This window comes from Palleronia marisminoris, from assembly GCF_900172315.1.
GTDB lineage: Bacteria > Pseudomonadota > Alphaproteobacteria > Rhodobacterales > Rhodobacteraceae > Palleronia > Palleronia marisminoris.
Genome location: NZ_FWFV01000008.1, coordinates 26,802 through 45,241, shown reverse-complemented (window position 1 = coordinate 45,241; position 18,440 = coordinate 26,802). Strand labels below are relative to the sequence as shown.

The following is an 18,440-nucleotide window of genomic DNA, read 5'->3' as shown; positions in this document are numbered from 1 at the left end:
AAAGGCGCGCAAGGACATCGCGCCCTCTGGTTCTGACGCCCGCCATGGCTTAGCTCGGGCTGCAATAGCGGAAGGCGATCCATGTTCGACAGCTCCACCAGCGACACAAAGACCAACGTCGAGCGCACCGTGCGGCCGGCGCTGATGCGCGGATTTCGTCGCACCTGCCCACATTGCGGATCGGGGCCATTGTTGCGGGGCTATCTCAAGCTGCGGCAGAACTGCGTGATCTGCGGCGAAGATTTCTCGCCGGCGCGGGCCGATGACGGGCCGGCCTACCTCACCATCCTCATCGTCGGGCACCTGATGGCGCCGCTGATGCACTGGATCTTCGTCGCCTTCCGTCCTGAACCCGTCGTGCTGGCCACGATCTTCTGTACCGCCTGCGTTGGGCTGTCGCTCTACCTCTTGCCGCGGATCAAGGGGGCGATCGTGGGGTTCCAGTGGGCCAAGAGGATGCACGGATTCTGACGGCGGACCGGATTCGCGACGCCGCCACCGTCATCGTGGTACGTGACGCGGCTACCCGGCCGAGGGTGCTGATGGGTCGGCGCGGCGGGGCGGCGGCTTTCATGCCGAACAAGGTGGTCTTCCCCGGAGGCTCCGTCGATCCGGGCGACGCGGAGGTTCCGCTGGCCTCACCCCTGCCCGATCCCTGCCGCAGCCGCCTCGACCGGGCCGGCGAGGCCACGCCCGAGGCGCTTGCCGCCGCCGCCATCCGCGAGCTGTGGGAGGAAACCGGGCAGATCGCCGGCGCCCGGGGAACATGGTCCGATGCTCCGCCGGGCTGGCGGGACTTCGCGGCGACCGGGCACCGGCCGGAGGCGCGCCACCTGCGCTATGTCTTCCGGGCGATCACCCCGCCGGGTCGCCCGCGGCGCTTCGATGCGCGGTTTTTCGTGCTTCCGGCGGAGCGGCTGGCCGGCGATCCCGACGACGTCTCCCGCGGCGACGGCGAGCTTCGCCACCTGGCCTGGGTAGAACTGGACGCGGCACGCAAGCTCGACCTGCCCTTCGTCACCGCCATTGCCCTGGGCGAGATCGCGGCGCGACTGCCGGACCTGTCCGCGCCCGACCGCGTGCCGTTCCTCGGCCCCGAAGAGGCTGTGAAGGATGCGGCTCGCCCGCCTGGCTAGCGGCTTTGCGGGGTCATCCGCAGGCGCGACAGGTCGTACCCGTTGAAGTCGAGGATCTCGCGCGCCGCAGCCAGCCGGTCGGGCGGAATCGTCGGGTCGCGGTTCAGAATCCAGCCGCCCCGGCCGGAGGGCATCCCAATGACCGCCGTGCGATAGCCCTCGTCCACCCAGAGCACCCAATACGTGCCCAGCACCCCGTCGAGCTGCATGTCGAGCCGGCCGGGACCGGTCACGCGCGCCGTGCCCACGATCCGCTCAGCGCGACCGCCGCGGAGGCATGTATTCACGACCCGCAGCCCCTCGGCCACCAAAGCGTAGGTGGACTGCGCATCTGTGCAGCCCTGTCGGGAAGGCGTCGGGAAGGATGCGATTTCGTACCAACGCCCGGCAAAGCGCGCGGGATCGAACGACGCGATCGAGGCGATCATCACGTTGCTGTCGCGGTAGCTGGGGACCGGCGCCAGAGGCATCTCTCTCGCGCAGGCGGCGAGGACCAGCAGCGCAAGGCCGGCTACGATGCGCCTCATGCGAACTGCTCGCGGAACGCTGGGCCGAGCGCGCGAGCCAGGGCGGCATGGGCCTCGGGGCCGAAATGGACGCCCTCGTTCGGGTCGGTTCCGATCGCGGTGTTGGCGTCGAAGAAGGCGGCCCCCTCTTCGACCGCGATCTCGGTCATGCGGGCCGGCAGGTCGGCGCAGCGCGCTTCGGCCCCGAGGAAGATCGGGGTCGAAAGCGGGGTTTCGCGCACAGCCGGAGGGCAGATGACGAGGCGGCGCGCACCGGGCGCGAGGCGGGCGATCATCTGCAGAAGCGGGCGGAGGGTGTGCGCGATCTCGAGCCCCGACAGCCCGAACCGCGCCTTCTGGTCGTTGGTGCCCAGCATGATCGCCACCCCGTCCAGCGGCGCGTGGGTCTGGAGGCTGGCCGGCAGGACCGTCAGCCCGTTCTTCCATGCGCCCTCGACCGGATCGTCATGGACACAGGTGCGCCCCGGGAGACCGTCCACGGTCAGCCGCCAGTCCGCGCCCAACTCGCGGGCAAGGTGGCCGGCCCAGCGGGTGTCGGGCGACAGCGCGGCCCCGACGGGCTGGCTGCCATGGGTGTTGCTGTCGCCGAAGATCAGGATGTGCGGCATCAAAACGGCATCGGGTTGGCGCGATGCGCGGCTTCGATCTCGTCCAGCGCCTCCTCCGGGATCGTGGTGTCGAGGCCGGCCATGGCGTGCTCCATCTGCTCGGTCGTGGTTGCGCCGAAGATCGGGATCGAGGGCACCGGGCGCGTCGTGACCCAGGCGAACGCCATGCGCACCGGGTCGAGCCCGTGACGGCGAGCGATTTCGAGATAGGCCTCGATGGCGGCGTCGCAGCGGGGGCCGACCCGGCCGTTCAGCCCGTCATTGATCGACCGGCGCGATCCCTCGGGGATGTCGCCGCCCTGGTACTTGCCCGACAGCAGGCCGCAGGCGAGCGGCGAATAGGCCAGAAGCGTCACCCCCTCGTGGTGGCAGGCCTCGGCGAGGTCGGTGTCGAACAGGCGGCAGAGCAGCGAGTATTCGTTCTGGATCGTACTGACGCGGGGCCCGCCCTGGGCCTCGGCGGCCTGGCACCAGCGGGCGACGCCCCACGCGGAGTCGTTCGACAGGCCGAAGGCGCGGATCTTGCCCTGGGACTGGAGGTCCTTCAGCGCGTCCATCACCGCGTCGATATTGTCGCTGACCTCGGCCGGGTCCTGCCCGGTCGGGTTGTAGGTCCAGTTCTGGCGGAAGTGATACGAGCCGCGGTTCGGCCAGTGGAACTGGTAGAGGTCCACGCAATCCGTGCCCAGCCGCGTCAGCGACCCGTCGAGCGCCTCGCGCAGGTGGTCGGGGGTGATCGGCGCACCGTCGCGGACCATCTCGGACGGGCCCAGCATCTTGGTGGCGATGGTCAGCTCGTCTCGGCGCCCGGTGCGGCGGATCCAGTTGCCGATGATGGTCTCGGTCGCGCCCACGGTCTCGGCCCTGGCGGGGTTCACCGGGTACATCTCGGCGGTGTCGAGGAAGTCGATCCCGTGGTCGAGCGCCATGTCGATCTGGCGGTGGCCGTCGTCTTCCGGGGTCTGGCGCCCCCAGGTCATCGTGCCCAGGCACCAGTTCGGTACGTCGATCCCGCTCCGGCCAAGTTCGATGCGCTTCATGTCGGTCCCCTTTTTTCGTCGCCCGCAAGGGAAGGGTTCGGGGCGGAAAACTCAAGGGCCATATGTGACCCTGCGCCGCTTGAGAACATATAAGGAACATCCTAGAGTCACGGGTATGAACGCGCTTGCCCCTCACCTTCTGTCGAACCGCCCCAGCCGGGCCGCGACGCCGCCCCTTGTCCCGGCCGAAGGGGCAGAGCTTGCCACCGCCCGGGCGCATGAAGTCTGCGGCGCCTCGCGGCGCTATTTCGCGCTTCTGACGGCGGCGGCCTGCCGTGGGCCGGTCTTCTGGATCGCGCCGGCGTGGTGCCGGGTGCGGCCGAACCCGCCGGGCTTTTCGCGCTGGCTCGATCCCGGGCGGCTGACCTTCGTCTCGCCCGAGCGGGCCGAGGACGTGTTATGGACGGTGGAAGAGGTGTTGCGTTCGGGCGCGGTGCCGCTGGTGGTGGCGGACCTTCCGGGGCCGCCCGGCCTGACGCCGGTGCGGCGGCTGCACCTTGCCGCCGAGACGGGGGCCGAGAAGGGATGCGCGCCGGTGGCCCTTCTGATGACGCCCGAGGGCGCGGCACCGGGGGTCGAAAGCCGCTGGTCGCTGTCCCCCGCCTGCGCGCCCGAGCGCGACGCCTGGAGTATCGAGCGGCTGCGCGACCGCACGGCGCCCCCCGGAACGTGGGAGATCGACGCGCGCGGGCGGTCGGTCGCCTCTGCCTGATCTGACATCGCGGCAATTCGGGGCTTTTCATCCCGGGCACGCCCGCTATCATGCGCCTCATGATGATGACCCGCAACACCGGCCTGCTTCTTCTTACCCGCCTCTGAGCGTGCCCTTCCGGCGCGCCGCTCAGGGGTGGACAAAGCGCCGGACGAGACAAGACGAAGCATCATCAAGGACCACCCCCATGAACCCCGATACCGCCGCCGTCGCCCGCGAACCCGAACGCGTGCTGATCTTCGACACCACCCTGCGTGACGGCGAGCAATCGCCCGGCGCCACCATGTCCCACGCCGAGAAGCTCGAGATCGCCGAGCTTCTGGACGAGATGGGCGTCGACATTATCGAGGCGGGCTTCCCCATCGCCTCCGAGGGTGACTTCGCCGCCGTCAGCGAGATCGCGAAGCGGTCGAAGACCGCCACGATCTGCGGGCTGGCACGCGCGAACCTCAAGGATATCGACCGCTGCTGGGAGGCGGTGAAGCACGCGGGCTCACCCCGCATCCACACCTTCATCGGCACCTCGCCCCTGCACCGCGCCATCCCGAACCTGACCCAGGACGAGATGGCCGACCGCATCCACGAGACGGTGACCCACGCCCGCAACCTCTGCGACAACGTGCAATGGTCGCCGATGGACGCGACGCGGACCGAGTGGGACTACCTCAAGCGCACGGTCGAGATCGCGATCAAGGCGGGAGCCACCACGATCAACATTCCCGACACGGTGGGCTACACCGCGCCCGTCGAATCCGCCGACCTGATCCGGCGCCTGATCGCCGAGGTCGAGGGCGGCGAGGACGTGATCTTCGCGACGCACTGCCACAACGACCTCGGCATGGCGACGGCGAACAGTCTGGCGGCCGTCGAGGGCGGCGCGCGGCAGATCGAGTGCACGATCAACGGCCTGGGCGAGCGGGCGGGCAACACCGCGCTCGAAGAGGTCGTGATGGCCATGAAGGTGCGGGGGGACATCATCCCCTATTCGACGCGGATCGACACGAAGAAGATCATGCACATCTCGCGCCGGGTCGCGACGGTGGCGGGCTTCCCGGTCCAGTTCAACAAGGCGATCGTCGGCAAGAACGCCTTCGCCCACGAAAGCGGCATCCACCAGGACGGGATGCTGAAGAACGCCGAGACCTTCGAGATCATGCGCCCCGAAGATGTCGGCCTGAGCCAGACGAGCCTCGTCATGGGCAAGCATTCGGGCCGCGCGGCCCTGCGCGCGAAGCTGAAAGAGATGGGCCACGACGTCGAGGGCAACCAGCTGCAGGACATCTTCGTGCGGTTCAAGGCCTTGGCCGACCGCAAGAAAGAGGTCTACGACGAGGATATCGAGGCGCTCGTCCAGGCGCAGGGGGCGGCCGAGGACGCGCTGGAGCTGAAGTTCCTGCGCGTGATCTGCGGGACCGAGGCGCCGCAATCGGCGGATCTGACGCTGACGATCGACGGCGTGGACAAGCAGGTGACGGCGCAGGGCGACGGGCCGGTGGACGCGACCTTCAACGCGATCAAGGCGCTGGTGGATCACTCGGCGCGGCTGCAGCTGTACCAGGTGCACGCCGTGACGGAAGGAACCGACGCGCAGGCTACCGTGACCGTGCGGCTGGAGGAAGCCGGGCGGCTCGCCTCGGGGCAGTCGGCCGACACCGATACGGTCGTGGCCAGCGCGAGGGCCTATATCGCGGCGCTGAACCGGCTGCTGGTCAAGCGGCGGACGACGGCCGAAGGCTCGGACACGCGGGCGGTCAGCTACAAGGACACGGTCTGAGCCCCTTCCCCGGGCCATGAGCGAAAACCGGCTAGCCCTTCCGATCAGGATGGCGCCAGCCCGCCCGCGTGGTATCCTGCGCGGGCGGGATCGGGGACCATCCGCATCAAGGGGGCACCAAAGTGGACGGCGGTTTTGTGCACGCTCTCGAGTGCAGTCTCGACAGCGCTTTGCTGGCGATCCTGAACCACAGCCGCGATTGCATCGCGGTAATCGAAACCGACGGCGCCCTGTCCTTCGTCAATGACAACGGCCTGGCTGGCCTGGGCACCGACGAATCGGTACTGGGCGAGCCGTGGCACAGGCTCTGGTCCGACGAGAGCCGCGCGGACGCCCTCGACGCGCTGTCCCGCGCCCTGGATGGCGCTCATCCCCGGTTCGAGGCGCGGTGCGACACGGGGGCGACCCGGCTGTGGGACGTCTCGATCTCGCCGGTGCGGGACCGGGCGGGGCGGATCACGCATGTCGTCTCGACCGCGCGCCCCGACCCCGACGCCACTGCCCGGCTCGAAGCGGCCGAGCGCGACGTCGAGATGCAGAAAGCCGTCGCGCGCGAAGCGCAGCACCGGCTGAAGAACCTGATCACCGTGGTCGCGTCGATCGCGAAGCTGGTCGCCCGGCGCAGCACCTCGCTGGCCGAGTTCGAGCGGAGCTTCCAGCGCCAGCTTCTCAACCTCGACCGGGCGCAGGGGCTTCTGACTGACGGGGCCGAAAATTCCGGCACTCTCGGCCAGGTGGTCTCGGTTGTGCTCGAGGGCGAGGGCCGCGATCCGCGCCTGACCGTGAGCCCCCTGCCCACCGGGCTGATCGGCGACCGGTCGGTACAGCTTCTGGCGCTGGTGCTGGGCGAGCTGCGGACGAACGCGATCAAGCACGGCGCGCTGTCCGTCGACGAGGGTCGCATCACGCTGGACCTGCGGTCCGAACGCGACGACCTGCACATCGTCTGGGACGAGGATATCGGCCGCACCGCCCCCGATCCCGGGCTGTCCGGAGGATCGGGGCTGGACCTGATCCGACGCATGCTGTCCGCCACGGGGGCAGAGCCGGAAATCGGCTGGACCGGGCGCGGTCTGCGGATGGCCTTCACCGCGTCGCGATTCTGAGGGATCGTGAGCCGGTTCCTGCCGAGCGGCGCTGCGCAAGCGAGATTGTGGTAAATGGCCCATTTTTTAGCGCGCCGCGACCCTTTTCCCTCGCCGCTCTGCTGTTATAAGGCCCGGACTTGTGGCGTGCCGCAGCGTGGAAGTGGGAATAGAATATGAGCAGCTTCACCGGTCTTTTTTCGTCTGACATGGCGATCGACCTAGGGACAGCGAACACCCTCGTCTACGTGAAGGGGCGCGGAATCGTCCTGAACGAGCCTTCGGTGGTCGCCTTCCACGTCAAGGACGGGCGCAAGCAGGTGCTGGCCGTGGGCGAGGACGCCAAGCTGATGCTGGGCCGTACGCCCGGCTCGATCCAGGCGATCCGGCCGATGCGCGAGGGCGTGATTGCCGATTTCGACGTGGCCGAAGAGATGATAAAGCATTTCATCCGCAAGGTTCATCGCAGGACGACCTTCTCGAAGCCGAAGATCATCGTCTGCGTGCCTCACGGCGCGACGCCGGTGGAGAAGCGCGCGATCCGGCAATCGGTCATCTCGGCCGGTGCGCGCCGCGCCGGGCTGATTCCCGAACCCATCGCCGCGGCCATCGGGGCGGGCATGCCGATCACCGACCCCACGGGCAACATGGTCGTCGACATCGGCGGCGGCACGACCGAAGTGGCGGTGCTGTCGCTGGGCGACATCGTCTATGCGCGCTCGGTCCGGGTCGGCGGCGACCGGATGGACGAGGCTATCGTCAGCTACCTGCGCCGCCAGCAGAACCTGCTGATCGGCGACGCGACGGCAGAACGCATCAAGACGACCATCGGCTCGGCCCGGATGCCCGATGACGGGCGCGGCACCGCGATCCAGATCCGCGGCCGTGACCTGGTGAACGGCGTCCCCAAGGAGATCGAGATCACCCAGGCCCAGGTCGCCGAGGCGCTGGCCGAGCCGGTGCAGCAGATCTGCGAGGCGGTGATGACCGCGCTCGAGACCACGCCGCCCGATCTTGCCGCCGATATCGTGGACCGCGGCGTTATGCTGACCGGGGGCGGGGCGCTTCTGGGCGAACTGGACCTCGCCCTGCGCGAGCAGACGGGGCTGGCGGTGTCGATTGCCGACGAGTCACTCAATTGTGTGGCGCTGGGGACCGGGAAGGCCCTCGAATATGAAAAACAGCTCCGGCATGTGATAGACTACGACAGCTGATTTTTTTCTGTTGCGGTTGGGGATACGCACCGCATGGCCAGACACACCCACGAGCGTGAGCAGTACACGCGGCCGGTTCGACGTATCCTCGTCGGAACGCTGGTCGTGCTGTTCCTCGCGATCTTCCTGTTCTGGCGCATCGACGGCCCCCGGGCCGAGCGGATCCGGGCGCAGATCGTCGACCAGGTCGTCCCCTCGATGGATTGGGCGCTGCTGCCCGTCACGCGCCTGTCGGGGATGGTCGACAACTTCCACAGCTACGCCCGCATCCACGAGCAGAACCGCCAGCTGCGTCGCGAATTGCAGCAGATGAAGGCGTGGAAAGAGGCCGCGCTCCAGCTCGAGCAGGAGAACGCGAAGCTCCTGGACCTGAACAAGGTGCGGCTGGATCCGAAGCTGACCTTCATTACCGGCGTCGTGCTGGCCGATAGCGGTTCGCCCTTCCGCAAGTCGGTGCTGCTGAACATCGGCGCGCGGGACGGCATCCAGGATGGCTGGGCCGCGACCGACGGGCTGGGGCTGGTCGGTCGGATCTCGGGCGTCGGGCGCACCTCGAGCCGGGTGGTGCTGCTGACGGATTCGAACAGCCGCGTACCCGTGGCGATCCAGCCTTCGGGACAGCGGGCGATCGTGGCGGGCGACAACTCGCCTGCCCCGCCGCTCGACTTCCTGGAGAGCCACGACAGGGTCCGCCCCGGCGACCGTATCGTGACCTCGGGCGACGGCGGCGTGCTGCCGGCGGGGTTGCTGGTGGGCACCGCCGTCGAGGGGGCGGACGACCGGCTGCGCGTGCGGCTCGCGGCCGATTACGAGCGGCTCGAGTTCCTGCGGGTCCTGCGGTCCGCGCCGGCCGAGGGGATTGCGGCGACCGGAGGCCTCGTGGCCCCCGCGCGCGAGAAACAGACCGTGGCGCTTCCGTCCGATGCCTCCGATATCGTGGCCCTTCCACCCGAGGCTGCCGATGGTTGACCCGATCACCCTGCGCCGCACCAGCTTCCGCGCCCTGTTCGTCGCGGTCGCCTTCGTCTTCGTCTTCGTGCGGATCCTGCCCTTCATGGGACCATCGGGCGGCTGGCCGGCCCCGGACCTGATCGTCGTGATGGCATTCGCCTGGATCCTGCGACGTCCCGACTACCTGCCCTTGTGGCTGCTCGCCTGTGTCGCGCTGTTCGCCGACGTGGTGTTCATGCGCCCCCTGGGTCTGTGGGCGCTGGCGACGGTGCTGGGAACTGAATTCCTGCGCCGCCGCAGCCACCTGACGCTGGAAAAGCCGTTCCCGCTGGAATGGCTGCTCATCGCGACGGTCCTGCTGGCGATGCATGCGGGCGAGGCCCTGATGCTGGCCGTGACTATGGTGCCGCAGCCCGGCCTCGGGGCCACGCTGCTGGAATATCTGACCACCGTGGCGGTCTACCCGCTGGCGGTGATGGCGACGGCCTTCGTCTTCGGCGTCCGGCCGCCCAGCCCCAACGAACGTGATGCAGAGGCCCGCACATGAAGCGTACCAATCGCGATACCGAGACCTCGGCAGGCCGCGTCACGCGCCGCAGCCTCGTCCTCGGCAGCGTGCAGCTTGGCATCGCCGGCGTGCTGGGCTGGCGGATGCAGCAGATGCAGGTCGAGCAGGCCGACCAGTTCCGCCTGCTGGCCGAAGAGAACCGCATCAACATGCGCCTTCTGGCGCCGGCCCGCGGGATGATCTTCGACCGCAACGGCATTCCCCTGGCCGAGAATTCGCAGAACTACCGGATCGTCATCGTGCGCGAGGACGCGGGCGACGTCGAGGCCGCGCTCGAGAAGCTGCGGCAGCTGATCTATATCGGCGACGACGAGATCGAGCGGACGCTGAAGGAGATCGCCCGCCGCTCGTCCTTCGTGCCCGTCACCGTCACCGACCAGCGCAGCTGGGACGATCTCGCGGCCGTGGCGGTGAACACCCCCGCCCTGCCCGGCATCACGCCCGATGTGGGCCTGACGCGGAACTACCCTTTGGGGCCGGACTATGCGCATGTGGTGGGCTATGTCGGCCCGGTCTCGGATTACGACCTCAGCAAGATCGACGACGACGACCCGCTGCTGCAGATCCCCAAGTTCCAGATCGGCAAGACCGGGGTCGAACAGAAATACGAGCATGACCTGCGCGGCAAGGCCGGCGCGAAGCGGATCGAGGTCAACGCCGCCGGCCGCGTCATGCGCGAGCTCGACCGCGACGAGGGCGTACCGGGCACCGATCTGCAACTGACGGTCGAAAGCAAGCTGCAGAACTTCACCGAGGCACGGCTGGCGCTTGGCCTGTCGGCGGCGGCCGTCGTGATGGACGTGCAGACCGGCGACCTCGTGGCCGTGGGCAACGCGCCGACCTTCGACCCGAACAAGTTCGTCCGCGGCATCTCGGTCAGCGACTATGGTGACCTGACCGGCAACAAGTATCGTCCGCTGGCCAACAAGGCGGTTCAGGGCGCCTACCCCCCCGGTTCGACCTTCAAGATGCTGGTCAGCCTCGCCGCACTGGAAAGCGGGCTCTTGTCCTCGGACGAGACGATCTACTGCGGCGGCTATACCGAGCTGGGCAACCGCCGCTTCCACTGCTGGAAGCGCGGCGGGCACGGCCGGATGAACCTGGAACAAAGCCTCCAGCAATCCTGCGACGTGTTCTACTACGAGCTTGCGCAGCGCGTGGGCATCGACCGCATTGCCGAGCAGGCACGCAAGTTCGGCATCGGCGAAGAGTTCGACCTGCCCATGTCGGCCGTGACCTCCGGGGTCATGCCCGACAAGGCATGGAAGCGCGAGCGCTATGGTCAGGAATGGCGGGTCGGCGACAGCCTCAACGCCGCGATCGGACAGGGTTATGTGCTGTCCTCGCCCCTGCAGCTGGCCGTCATGACGGCGCGGATCGCATCGGGCACCCGCATCAAGCCGAGGCTGGTGAAGTCGATCGACGGTGTGGAAACGCCCGTGGTCGGCGCCGAACCGCTCGATCTCAACGAGGGGCACCTGCGGCTGATCCGCAAGGGCATGTACGCGGTCTCGAATACCGGGCGGGGCACGGGCTATGGCTCGCGCATCGAGCGCGAGGGCTTCACGATGGCCGGAAAAAGCGGCACCAGCCAGGTCCGCTCGGTCGTGGTCAACAACGCGGATGTGCCGTGGGAAGAGCGCGACCACGGCCTGTTCGTGTGCTACGCGCCCTACGACAACCCGAAATACGCGGTCTCGGTCATCGTCGAACATGGCGGCGGCGGCTCGAGCGCCGCAGCCCCGGTCGCCCGGGACATCATGCTGTTCGCGCTGCACGGCGAGCTTCCGCCGCTCGAGTCCTACCCCTCGAACGACCGCGGAAAGATCGAAGAGCTGTTCGCCGGGCTCGACCTGCGCAGCGACTTCCGCCCGTCGGAAAATCGCCGGAGCCGCGTGTGAGCTACCTCGAGAACAACCTCAAGCGGGTTCCGACCGGCCTCTCCAAGGTGCTCTACCTGAACTGGCCGCTGTTCCTGCTTCTCTGCGCAGTGGCCTGCGCCGGCTTCCTGATGCTCTATTCCGTCGCCGGCGGATCGATCGACCGCTGGGCCGAACCGCAGATGGAGCGGTTCGCCGTGGGCTGTGCCGCGATGTTCTTGATCGCCATGGTGCCGATCTGGTTCTGGCGGAACATGGCAGGATTGGCCTACCTGACATCGCTCGCCCTTCTGGTCGGGGTCGAGGTGGCGGGAACCGTCGGCATGGGCGCGCAACGCTGGATCGACCTGGGTTTCATGCGCCTGCAACCGTCCGAGCTGATGAAGATCGCCCTCGTGATGATCCTGGCGGCTTATTACGACTGGCTCGACGTCAAGAAGGTGTCGAATCCGATCTGGGTGATCCCGCCGCTGATCCTGATCGCCCTGCCGACGCTTCTGGTGCTGAAGCAACCCGACCTCGGTACGGCGCTCCTGCTGATCATGGGAGGCGGCGCGGTGATGTTCTGCGCGGGCGTCTCCTGGTGGTACTGGGGCATCGCGATTGCCGGCGGAGTGGGCACGGTGACGGCCGTATTCTCGTCCCGGGGCACCCCGTGGCAGCTGTTGAAGGACTATCAGTATCGCCGGATCGACACGTTCCTCGACCCGGCATCCGACCCTCTGGGCTCGGGCTATCATATCACACAGTCAAAGATCGCGTTGGGATCGGGCGGCTGGACCGGGCGCGGGTTCATGCAGGGTACCCAGTCACGACTGAACTTCCTGCCCGAGAAGCACACCGACTTCATCTTCACCACGCTGGCGGAAGAGTTCGGCTTCGTCGGCGCCGTCTCGTTGCTGGCAGTCTATATCGGCATCGTGGTGTTCTGCATCGTTTCTGCCATGCAGAACCGCGACCGGTTCGGCGCGCTGGTGACGCTCGGGATCGGCACGACGTTCTTCCTGTTCTTCGCGGTGAACATGGCGATGGTGATGGGCCTTGCGCCCGTCGTCGGTGTGCCGCTGCCGCTAGTCAGCTATGGAGGCTCGGCGATGCTGGTCCTGATGTGCGGCTTCGGACTGGTCCAGTCCGCCCATGTCCACCGGCTGCGCAGCCGATGATCCGGGTTCTCTTCTCGGCCGCCGAGGCCGCGTGGCCCGAGTGGAAGGAACCGCTCCGCAGCAGCTTCGCCGCGCGCGGGCTCGAGGTCGATCTGGGCCGCCATCACCACCCGGACAAGGTGGACGTGATAGTCTGCGCGCCGAACGGCCCGGTGCAGGACTTCGCTCCCTATCAGGGCGCGCGGCTGGTCCAGTCGCTCTGGGCCGGGGTCGAAGGGATCGTCGGCAACACGACCCTCACCCAGCCGCTTGCGCGCATGGTCGACCCGGGCCTGACCGAGGGGATGGTGGAATACGTGGCGGGCCATGCTCTGCGCCATCACCTCGGGATGGACGCGGTTCTCAAGGCGCAGGATGGTCATTGGGACCCACTTGTGCCGCCATTGGCACGCGACCGGGGAGTCACCGTGCTTGGGCTGGGCGCGCTGGGTTCCGCCTGCGCCGCGCAGCTTGCGGCGCTGGGGTTCCGGGTGTCCGGGTGGTCCGCCTCGCCCAAGGAGATCGCCGGCGTCACTTGCCTCGCGGGGGCCGATGGCCTCACACGGGTCCTGCGCGGGGCCGAGATCCTGGTGCTGCTGCTACCGCTGACCGCCGAAACCGACGGGTTGATCGACGCCGCCGCGTTGGGTCACCTGCCGGGCGGCGCGGTCATCGTCAATCCCGGGCGGGGCGGACTGATCGTCGATGCCGACCTTCTGGCGGCCCTCGAAACCGGGGCGGTGCACCACGCGACGCTGGATACGTTCCGGGTCGAGCCCCTGCCCGCGGAACACCCATTCTGGGCCCATCCCGGCGTGACCGTGACGCCCCATATCGCGTCGGCCACCCGCCCCGAGACTGCCGCCCCCGTGGTGGCCGAAAACACCGCCCGCGCCATGGCGGGCGAGCCCATCCTGCATCTCGTCGACCGCGCGCGGGGGTACTGAGGCCTAGCGCAGGCGCGGCGGGACGTCGGGGTCGCTTCCGGGCGCCTTGCGCTCGGCCGGTTCGAATTTGGGAATGTCGAAGCGCAGGCCGACGCGGGCGAGACGCGCCGAGACGGGGCTGCTCGCGGGAAAGAAGGTGACGTCGAGGGCGCCGGCTTCGAGGCCCGAGAACACCAGCGCCTCACGCACCGCGCGGGCAAGCGCCCCTTCGGCACCTGGCGCGGGCTCGATGAAGGCCAGCAGGTGACCCTTCGCGCCGCTTTTCCACGTCACCCCCGTCAGATAGGCCATCCGCGCCAACCCCTGCGCCGAGGCGAGCTTGCCGTCGAGCGCGGTCAGCAGTTGTTCGGGCAGGCCCTTCGGCGCGGTGAGGTCCTGCGGCACCTCTTCGGCCTCGGTCGGCGCGTCGGCGACGGTTTCGGCAAGCCAGGTCACCGCATCGGGTCCCATCAGGTGCGACGAGGGTGCCACGCCGGGGTTGAGCGCAAGGCCGATCCCCTGCCCCGACAGCATCTGCACCAGCGTCCGGCCCGGCAACGCGGCATAGGGCGCGCCGCCGTCGGCAAACTCGTTCAATCGCGGCAGCCGGTCGAAGGCCAGCACAAAACGCCCCTCGGACGTGTCGAAGAGGCGCGGGTCAAGGGCGCCGCCACGCTCGGGCTCTTTCGTGAGCAGCAAGAACAGTTCGGACGACGCGATGCGGTCGTGGAACGTGAGCCGCGCGTTGTCATCGTCCGGAGCGGCCTCCATCGCGGCGTGTGCGTCATCGAGCGGCGTCGTCATTCATAACCTCCTTCACCCGGGCGCGCAGGACGGGCAGCAGCTCGGCCTCGAACCACGGGTTCTTCCTCAGCCATGCGGTATTGCGCCAGGACGGGTGCGGCAAGGGGAAGACCTCTGGTGCGTGCGCGCGCCAGTCGCGGACCGTCTCGGTCACGCCGGCCTTGGTGCCGAGATGCCACTTCTGCGCGTAGCCACCAATCAGGATCGTGCAGCGGACCCTGTCGAGGCCCTGCAGGATCGGCGTGCGCCATGTTCTGGCGCAGACGGGCGGCGGCGGCAGGTCCGAGCCCTTGGCGTCGTAACCGGGAAAGCAGAAGGCCATCGGCACGATGGCCACACGGCTGCGGTCGTAGAAGGCGGTCTCGTCGAGACCCAGCCACGCGCGCAGGCGCTTGCCCGACTGGTCCCAGAATGGCGTGTTGGCCTCGTGCACCCGCATCCCCGGCGCCTGGCTGGCGATCAGCAGCCGGGCCCCGGGGCGGAACCAGACGACCGGGTTCGGGCGGTGCGCAGTCCGGGTCGCGGCGAACCGCTCGGCGCAGATCTCGCAGGCGGCAAGGCGGGGGATCAGGTCGTCCATGTGCAGCCCCTACGATCGGGCATGGGTGCGGGCAAGCTGGGCCGGGTCCCCGTCGCGATCACGTTTCGTGGAATGATGCGAAAACTGTCCCGAGCTTTTTCGATTGGTAAGACTCTCGGTCATATTGTGGCCAGAAACCGGAACTACTCCCCGGGGCTCACTTTTACTCGGCCAAGCCAGATCGGGCAGCGGCTTTCGTATTCTCTCGACGCAGGCGCGGATGATCGAGTTCGACACAGTCTCGAAGTCCTTCTGGACGGGCACGCAACGCAAGGTCATCCTCGACCGGGCGTCGTTTCGCGTCGAGCAAGGCAACTCGCTCGGCATCCTGGCGCCCAACGGGACCGGCAAGACCACGGTCATCAACATGATGGCGGGGCTCGAGAAACCCGACGAGGGCGACATTCGCCGCACCTCGCGCATATCGTTTCCGCTCGGCTTCATGGGCGGTGTCATCAACCGCCTGTCGGGCAACGAGAACGCGCGCTTCATCGCGCGGCTATACGGGCTCGACCCCGACTACCTCGAGGCGTTCTGCAGGTGGCTCTGCAACCTGGGTGAGTATTTCGACATGCCTGTCGGCACATATTCTGCTGGAATGCGTGCGCGGCTGAGCTTTGCGTTGCTACTGGCCCTCGACTTCGATTTCTACCTGATCGACGAGGGGATGCCCTCGACCACGGATGTCGAGTTCAACAGGAAAGCCGGCCAGCTCCTGCGCCAGCGGCTGGAAAGCGCGACGATCATCGTGGTCTCGCACCAACCAGAGGTGCTCGAGAAATTCTGCCGCTCGGCCGCCGTGCTGATGAAAGGGCAGCTTCACATGTTCGAATCCCTCGAGGAGGCGAAACGTCTTTATGACTACGAACTCAAAGCCTAAGAGGTTTCGCCTTCGCAAGGACGAACCGCTTGTGCACGGGGAACCGGCGGCGCCAGTCGAGGACACCGCGGGCGCCGTTGGCATCCGGGTGGTCAAGCGCGCGAAGGTCGAGGACGCACCCAACCCGCCCGAGACGGACCTCTCGGCGATCCAGAACGAGGGCCTGACCGCCCGCCAGCTGCGAATGGCGCGCCGCCTCGCGCAGAAGCACGACATTGCGGCCACTTCGGATCACGACGCGGTGCGCCAACTCCGCCTGAAGGGGGTCGACCCGTTCGAGCGGTCCAGCATGCTTGAGCTGATCGTCCCCGACGCGGCCCGCCAGGTCAAACCGGTGGACAAGGTCCAGTTGCCCCGGAAGGCCGAGCCGAACAAGGTGCCAGCGTCCGAGGTGCCGTCGAAGACTGACCCGGACGGCGGCGGGCAACTGTCCCAGATCCAGGTGATCCAGCGCGACATCGCCCGCCGCCGTCGCCGAAAGCTGGCCTATCTGGGGGCGAGGTTGCTGTTCTTCGTGGGTCTGCCGAGCTTCGTGGCTGGGTACTACTACTACGACATCGCCACGCCCATGTACGCGACAGACACCGAATTCGTGATCCAGCAGGCCGACGGCGCTGGCAGCACCGCCCTTGGCGGCCTGTTCTCGGGCACCGGCTTCGCGACCTCGCAGGATTCCATGACGGTGCAGTCCTACCTGACCTCGCGCGACGCAATGCTGCGCCTAGACGAGGATGCCGGCTTCAAGGCGCATTTCAGCCAGCCCTTCATCGACCCGATCCAGCGCCTGTCCGACGACGCCACGAACGAAGAGGCGTACGACCTCTATAGCGACGTCGTTCAGATCGGCTACGATCCGACCGAGGGCATCGTGAAGATGGAGGTGATTGCCGCCGACCCCGCCACGTCGGCCGAGTACAGCCACCTGCTGATCGAGTATGCCGAGGAACGGGTCGACCAGCTGACCCAGCGCCTGCGCGAGGATCAGATGGCCGGCGCGCGGGACAGCTTCGAAGAGGCCGAGCAGAAGATGCTCTCGGCTCAGAACCGGGTACTGGAGCTACAGGAGCAGCTGGGCGTTCTCGATCCGGTGGCCGAATCGGGCTCCGTCATGACCCAGGTCACCGCGTTCGAGACCCAGCTGCGCGAGAGGCGGCTCGAGCTTGAACAGCTGCTGTCGAACCGGCGTCCGAATGAGGCACGCGTCGCGGGCGTCAGGGGCGACATCGGTCGTCTGCAGGCGATGATCGACGAATTGCGCGGCGAGATGACGGATGGCAGTGGCGACGTGGCCTCACTTGCGCGTGTCTCGGCCGAGCAGCGCGTCGCCGAGACCGACCTGCAGACCCGCACTGCGCTGATGCAGCAGGCGCTGCAACAGCTCGAAACCGCGCGGATCGAGGCGAACCGGCAGGTGCGCTACCTCTCGCTCGGGGTGACCCCCATCGCACCGGACGAGCCCACTTATCCCCGGGCCTTCGAGAACACGCTCCTGGCGTTCCTGATCTTCTCCGGCATCTACCTCATGTCGTCTCTGACCGCCTCGATCCTGCGCGAACAGGTCTCGAGCTAGCTCCGAGGGGGGGCGGATTTTTTCCGCCCGCCCCTCTTGCACCCCCCGCGCGCTCCTTCTAGAAACCGCGTCACCGTTGGGGTGTAGCCAAGTGGTAAGGCATCGGTTTTTGGTACCGTGTATCGTAGGTTCGAATCCTACCACCCCAGCCAAGTTTATCGTAAGGCAATGATAAGTAGCTGAAACCCTGATGCGGCAGGGAGTCGGATTTGCAGTGCGACACAAGGGTGCGTGACCACCCTCTTCTCGACTGACCAGATCGAGGGCAATTAGAACCGCCAAGTTGTCCAACAACCCGATGGCGGCATGGGAAAAGAATTTCTCATGCAGCAACGCGATATGGTCGAGGCAGGCGATCCGCTGATCCGTCTAGACACCACGCAATTGCAGAGCCGCATGATCTCTCCTCGCAGCCAACACGGCGAGCTACTCGCGCAACAGAGCCGCCTGACGGCCGATCGCGATCGGGCTGACGATCTGACCTTCGATCCCGATCTTCTGGAATGGGCCGAGCCGGACCTCGAACTCGCAGAACTCATCGAGGACTAGCCAAGTCTGTTCGGTGCCCGAAAACGAGACGGTCGAAGCCAATGTCAAACAACTCTCCGCTCGAAAGCAGCAGATCTGCCACCGAATCGAGGGCATCGAAGCGCAACAGGCGGGCCTTGAATCTCAAGTCGAACTCATCGGTGAAAAGCTCGAGGGGCAACAATCTCTGTCGGACCGAGGTCGGGGTGAGGCGAGCGGGGTCCTGCCGCTTCGCCGCGAAGCCGCACGGCTCGAACGACAGATCGGCGGACCGGTCGTGCAGGCTTCCGAGGCGCGCGAACGCCTATCCGAGATCGATTTAATCGTGCCGCATGACCGGCCGCTAGTCATTGCAAGGAGGGTCCAGACAATCCATACAAATCAGGTGCATGTAGGTCAGGATGCACGACCGAGGTTATCGACCTTCAACGCGCGAACCATCTCTGAACTCTTCGGTTGATTAACGCAGGTTTCGGCCGACGCATTCACAGCCCCGGCGCCGACTGCGGCCAATG

At 67.3% G+C, this 18,440-nt stretch carries 20 protein-coding genes and 1 tRNA gene; 16 read left to right on the top strand and 5 right to left on the bottom strand.

Going from position 1 to position 18,440, the window contains the following annotated elements:
* The first annotated feature begins 81 nt into the window (after positions 1-81).
* Both PAM7066_RS13495 and PAM7066_RS13490 read left to right on the top strand, forming a co-directional pair.
* A complete protein-coding gene (locus tag PAM7066_RS13495; RefSeq protein WP_085854756.1) occupies positions 82-471 on the top strand; it encodes a DUF983 domain-containing protein in 390 nt (129 codons plus the stop codon).
* Positions 444-1,136 carry an NUDIX hydrolase gene (locus PAM7066_RS13490; RefSeq protein WP_276326080.1) on the top strand — a complete coding sequence of 231 codons (693 nt, stop codon included), beginning with the start codon at positions 444-446 and terminating at the stop codon, positions 1,134-1,136. The genes PAM7066_RS13495 and PAM7066_RS13490 overlap by 28 nt, the downstream gene beginning before the upstream one ends.
* On the opposite strand, the gene PAM7066_RS13485 is transcribed toward PAM7066_RS13490, so the two are convergent.
* Genes PAM7066_RS13485 through PAM7066_RS13475 form a run of 3 tightly spaced genes read right to left on the bottom strand, consistent with a single transcriptional unit; the run spans position 1,133 to position 3,311 of the window.
* The gene (locus PAM7066_RS13485) at positions 1,133-1,663 is read right to left on the bottom strand and encodes a lipocalin family protein (RefSeq protein ID WP_085854755.1); all 531 of its coding nucleotides are present in this window, start codon (positions 1,661-1,663) and stop codon (positions 1,133-1,135) included. The genes PAM7066_RS13490 and PAM7066_RS13485 overlap by 4 nt on opposite strands.
* Positions 1,660-2,271 carry a GDSL-type esterase/lipase family protein gene (locus PAM7066_RS13480; protein ID WP_085854754.1) on the bottom strand — a complete coding sequence of 204 codons (612 nt, stop codon included), beginning with the start codon at positions 2,269-2,271 and terminating at the stop codon, positions 1,660-1,662. The genes PAM7066_RS13485 and PAM7066_RS13480 overlap by 4 nt, the downstream gene beginning before the upstream one ends.
* Positions 2,271-3,311, bottom strand: a complete 1,041-nt coding sequence (locus tag PAM7066_RS13475) for an aldo/keto reductase (protein ID WP_085854753.1) — start codon at positions 3,309-3,311, stop codon at positions 2,271-2,273. The genes PAM7066_RS13480 and PAM7066_RS13475 overlap by 1 nt, the downstream gene beginning before the upstream one ends.
* 115 nt (positions 3,312-3,426) lie before the next feature.
* On the opposite strand from PAM7066_RS13475, the gene PAM7066_RS13470 reads away from it, so the two are divergent.
* From PAM7066_RS13470 to PAM7066_RS13430, 9 genes are all read left to right on the top strand, one after another.
* Positions 3,427-4,023: an ImuA family protein gene (locus tag PAM7066_RS13470; protein ID WP_245749686.1), complete on the top strand. Its 597-nt coding sequence runs from the start codon at positions 3,427-3,429 to the stop codon at positions 4,021-4,023.
* Positions 4,024-4,210: 187 nt separating this feature from the next.
* Positions 4,211-5,797, top strand: coding sequence for a 2-isopropylmalate synthase (locus PAM7066_RS13465; RefSeq protein ID WP_085854752.1), 1,587 nt, complete (start codon positions 4,211-4,213; stop codon positions 5,795-5,797).
* A 122-nt stretch (positions 5,798-5,919) separates the two neighbouring features.
* On the top strand, positions 5,920-6,903 hold the full coding sequence (locus PAM7066_RS13460; protein WP_175484650.1) for a PAS domain-containing protein: 984 nt from the start codon (positions 5,920-5,922) through the stop codon (positions 6,901-6,903).
* A gap of 155 nt (positions 6,904-7,058) precedes the next feature.
* Entirely contained in the window at positions 7,059-8,096 is a 1,038-nt protein-coding gene (locus tag PAM7066_RS13455; protein WP_085854750.1) for a rod shape-determining protein, read from the top strand.
* Positions 8,097-8,129: 33 nt separating this feature from the next.
* Complete coding sequence (gene mreC, locus PAM7066_RS13450; protein ID WP_085854749.1) at positions 8,130-9,065, top strand: rod shape-determining protein MreC; 936 nt, start codon at positions 8,130-8,132, stop codon at positions 9,063-9,065.
* On the top strand, positions 9,058-9,594 hold the full coding sequence (locus PAM7066_RS13445; RefSeq protein ID WP_085854748.1) for a hypothetical protein: 537 nt from the start codon (positions 9,058-9,060) through the stop codon (positions 9,592-9,594). Before mreC ends, PAM7066_RS13445 begins: the two co-directional genes overlap by 8 nt.
* Positions 9,591-11,516 (top strand): penicillin-binding protein 2, encoded by a 1,926-nt coding sequence (gene mrdA, locus PAM7066_RS13440; RefSeq protein WP_085854747.1) that lies wholly within the window; start codon positions 9,591-9,593, stop codon positions 11,514-11,516. Before PAM7066_RS13445 ends, mrdA begins: the two co-directional genes overlap by 4 nt.
* A complete protein-coding gene (rodA, locus tag PAM7066_RS13435) occupies positions 11,513-12,658 on the top strand; it encodes a rod shape-determining protein RodA (protein WP_085854746.1) in 1,146 nt (381 codons plus the stop codon). Before mrdA ends, rodA begins: the two co-directional genes overlap by 4 nt.
* Entirely contained in the window at positions 12,655-13,584 is a 930-nt protein-coding gene (locus PAM7066_RS13430) for a 2-hydroxyacid dehydrogenase (RefSeq protein WP_085854745.1), read from the top strand. Before rodA ends, PAM7066_RS13430 begins: the two co-directional genes overlap by 4 nt.
* Positions 13,585-13,587: 3 nt before the next feature.
* On the opposite strand, the gene PAM7066_RS13425 is transcribed toward PAM7066_RS13430, so the two are convergent.
* A complete protein-coding gene (locus tag PAM7066_RS13425) occupies positions 13,588-14,367 on the bottom strand; it encodes an SseB family protein (RefSeq protein ID WP_085854744.1) in 780 nt (259 codons plus the stop codon).
* Entirely contained in the window at positions 14,348-14,947 is a 600-nt protein-coding gene (locus PAM7066_RS13420; protein ID WP_085854743.1) for a uracil-DNA glycosylase family protein, read from the bottom strand. Before PAM7066_RS13420 ends, PAM7066_RS13425 begins: the two co-directional genes overlap by 20 nt.
* A gap of 220 nt (positions 14,948-15,167) precedes the next feature.
* Between PAM7066_RS13420 and PAM7066_RS13415 the strand changes: the two genes are divergently transcribed.
* The 5 genes from PAM7066_RS13415 (at position 15,168) to PAM7066_RS18685 (ending at position 18,385) form a co-directional block, all read left to right on the top strand.
* Positions 15,168-15,827: an ABC transporter ATP-binding protein gene (locus tag PAM7066_RS13415; RefSeq protein WP_085854742.1), complete on the top strand. Its 660-nt coding sequence runs from the start codon at positions 15,168-15,170 to the stop codon at positions 15,825-15,827.
* Positions 15,805-17,397 carry a KpsE/RkpR family capsule polysaccharide export protein gene (locus PAM7066_RS13410; RefSeq protein ID WP_085854741.1) on the top strand — a complete coding sequence of 531 codons (1,593 nt, stop codon included), beginning with the start codon at positions 15,805-15,807 and terminating at the stop codon, positions 17,395-17,397. Before PAM7066_RS13415 ends, PAM7066_RS13410 begins: the two co-directional genes overlap by 23 nt.
* 77 nt (positions 17,398-17,474) lie before the next feature.
* A tRNA-Gln gene (locus PAM7066_RS13405) sits at positions 17,475-17,549 on the top strand.
* 172 nt (positions 17,550-17,721) lie between these two features.
* Positions 17,722-17,946, top strand: a complete 225-nt coding sequence (locus PAM7066_RS13400; protein ID WP_085854740.1) for a hypothetical protein — start codon at positions 17,722-17,724, stop codon at positions 17,944-17,946.
* A gap of 13 nt (positions 17,947-17,959) precedes the next feature.
* On the top strand, positions 17,960-18,385 hold the full coding sequence (locus tag PAM7066_RS18685; protein ID WP_139215005.1) for an HlyD family secretion protein: 426 nt from the start codon (positions 17,960-17,962) through the stop codon (positions 18,383-18,385).
* Positions 18,386-18,440: the final 55 nt, after the last annotated feature.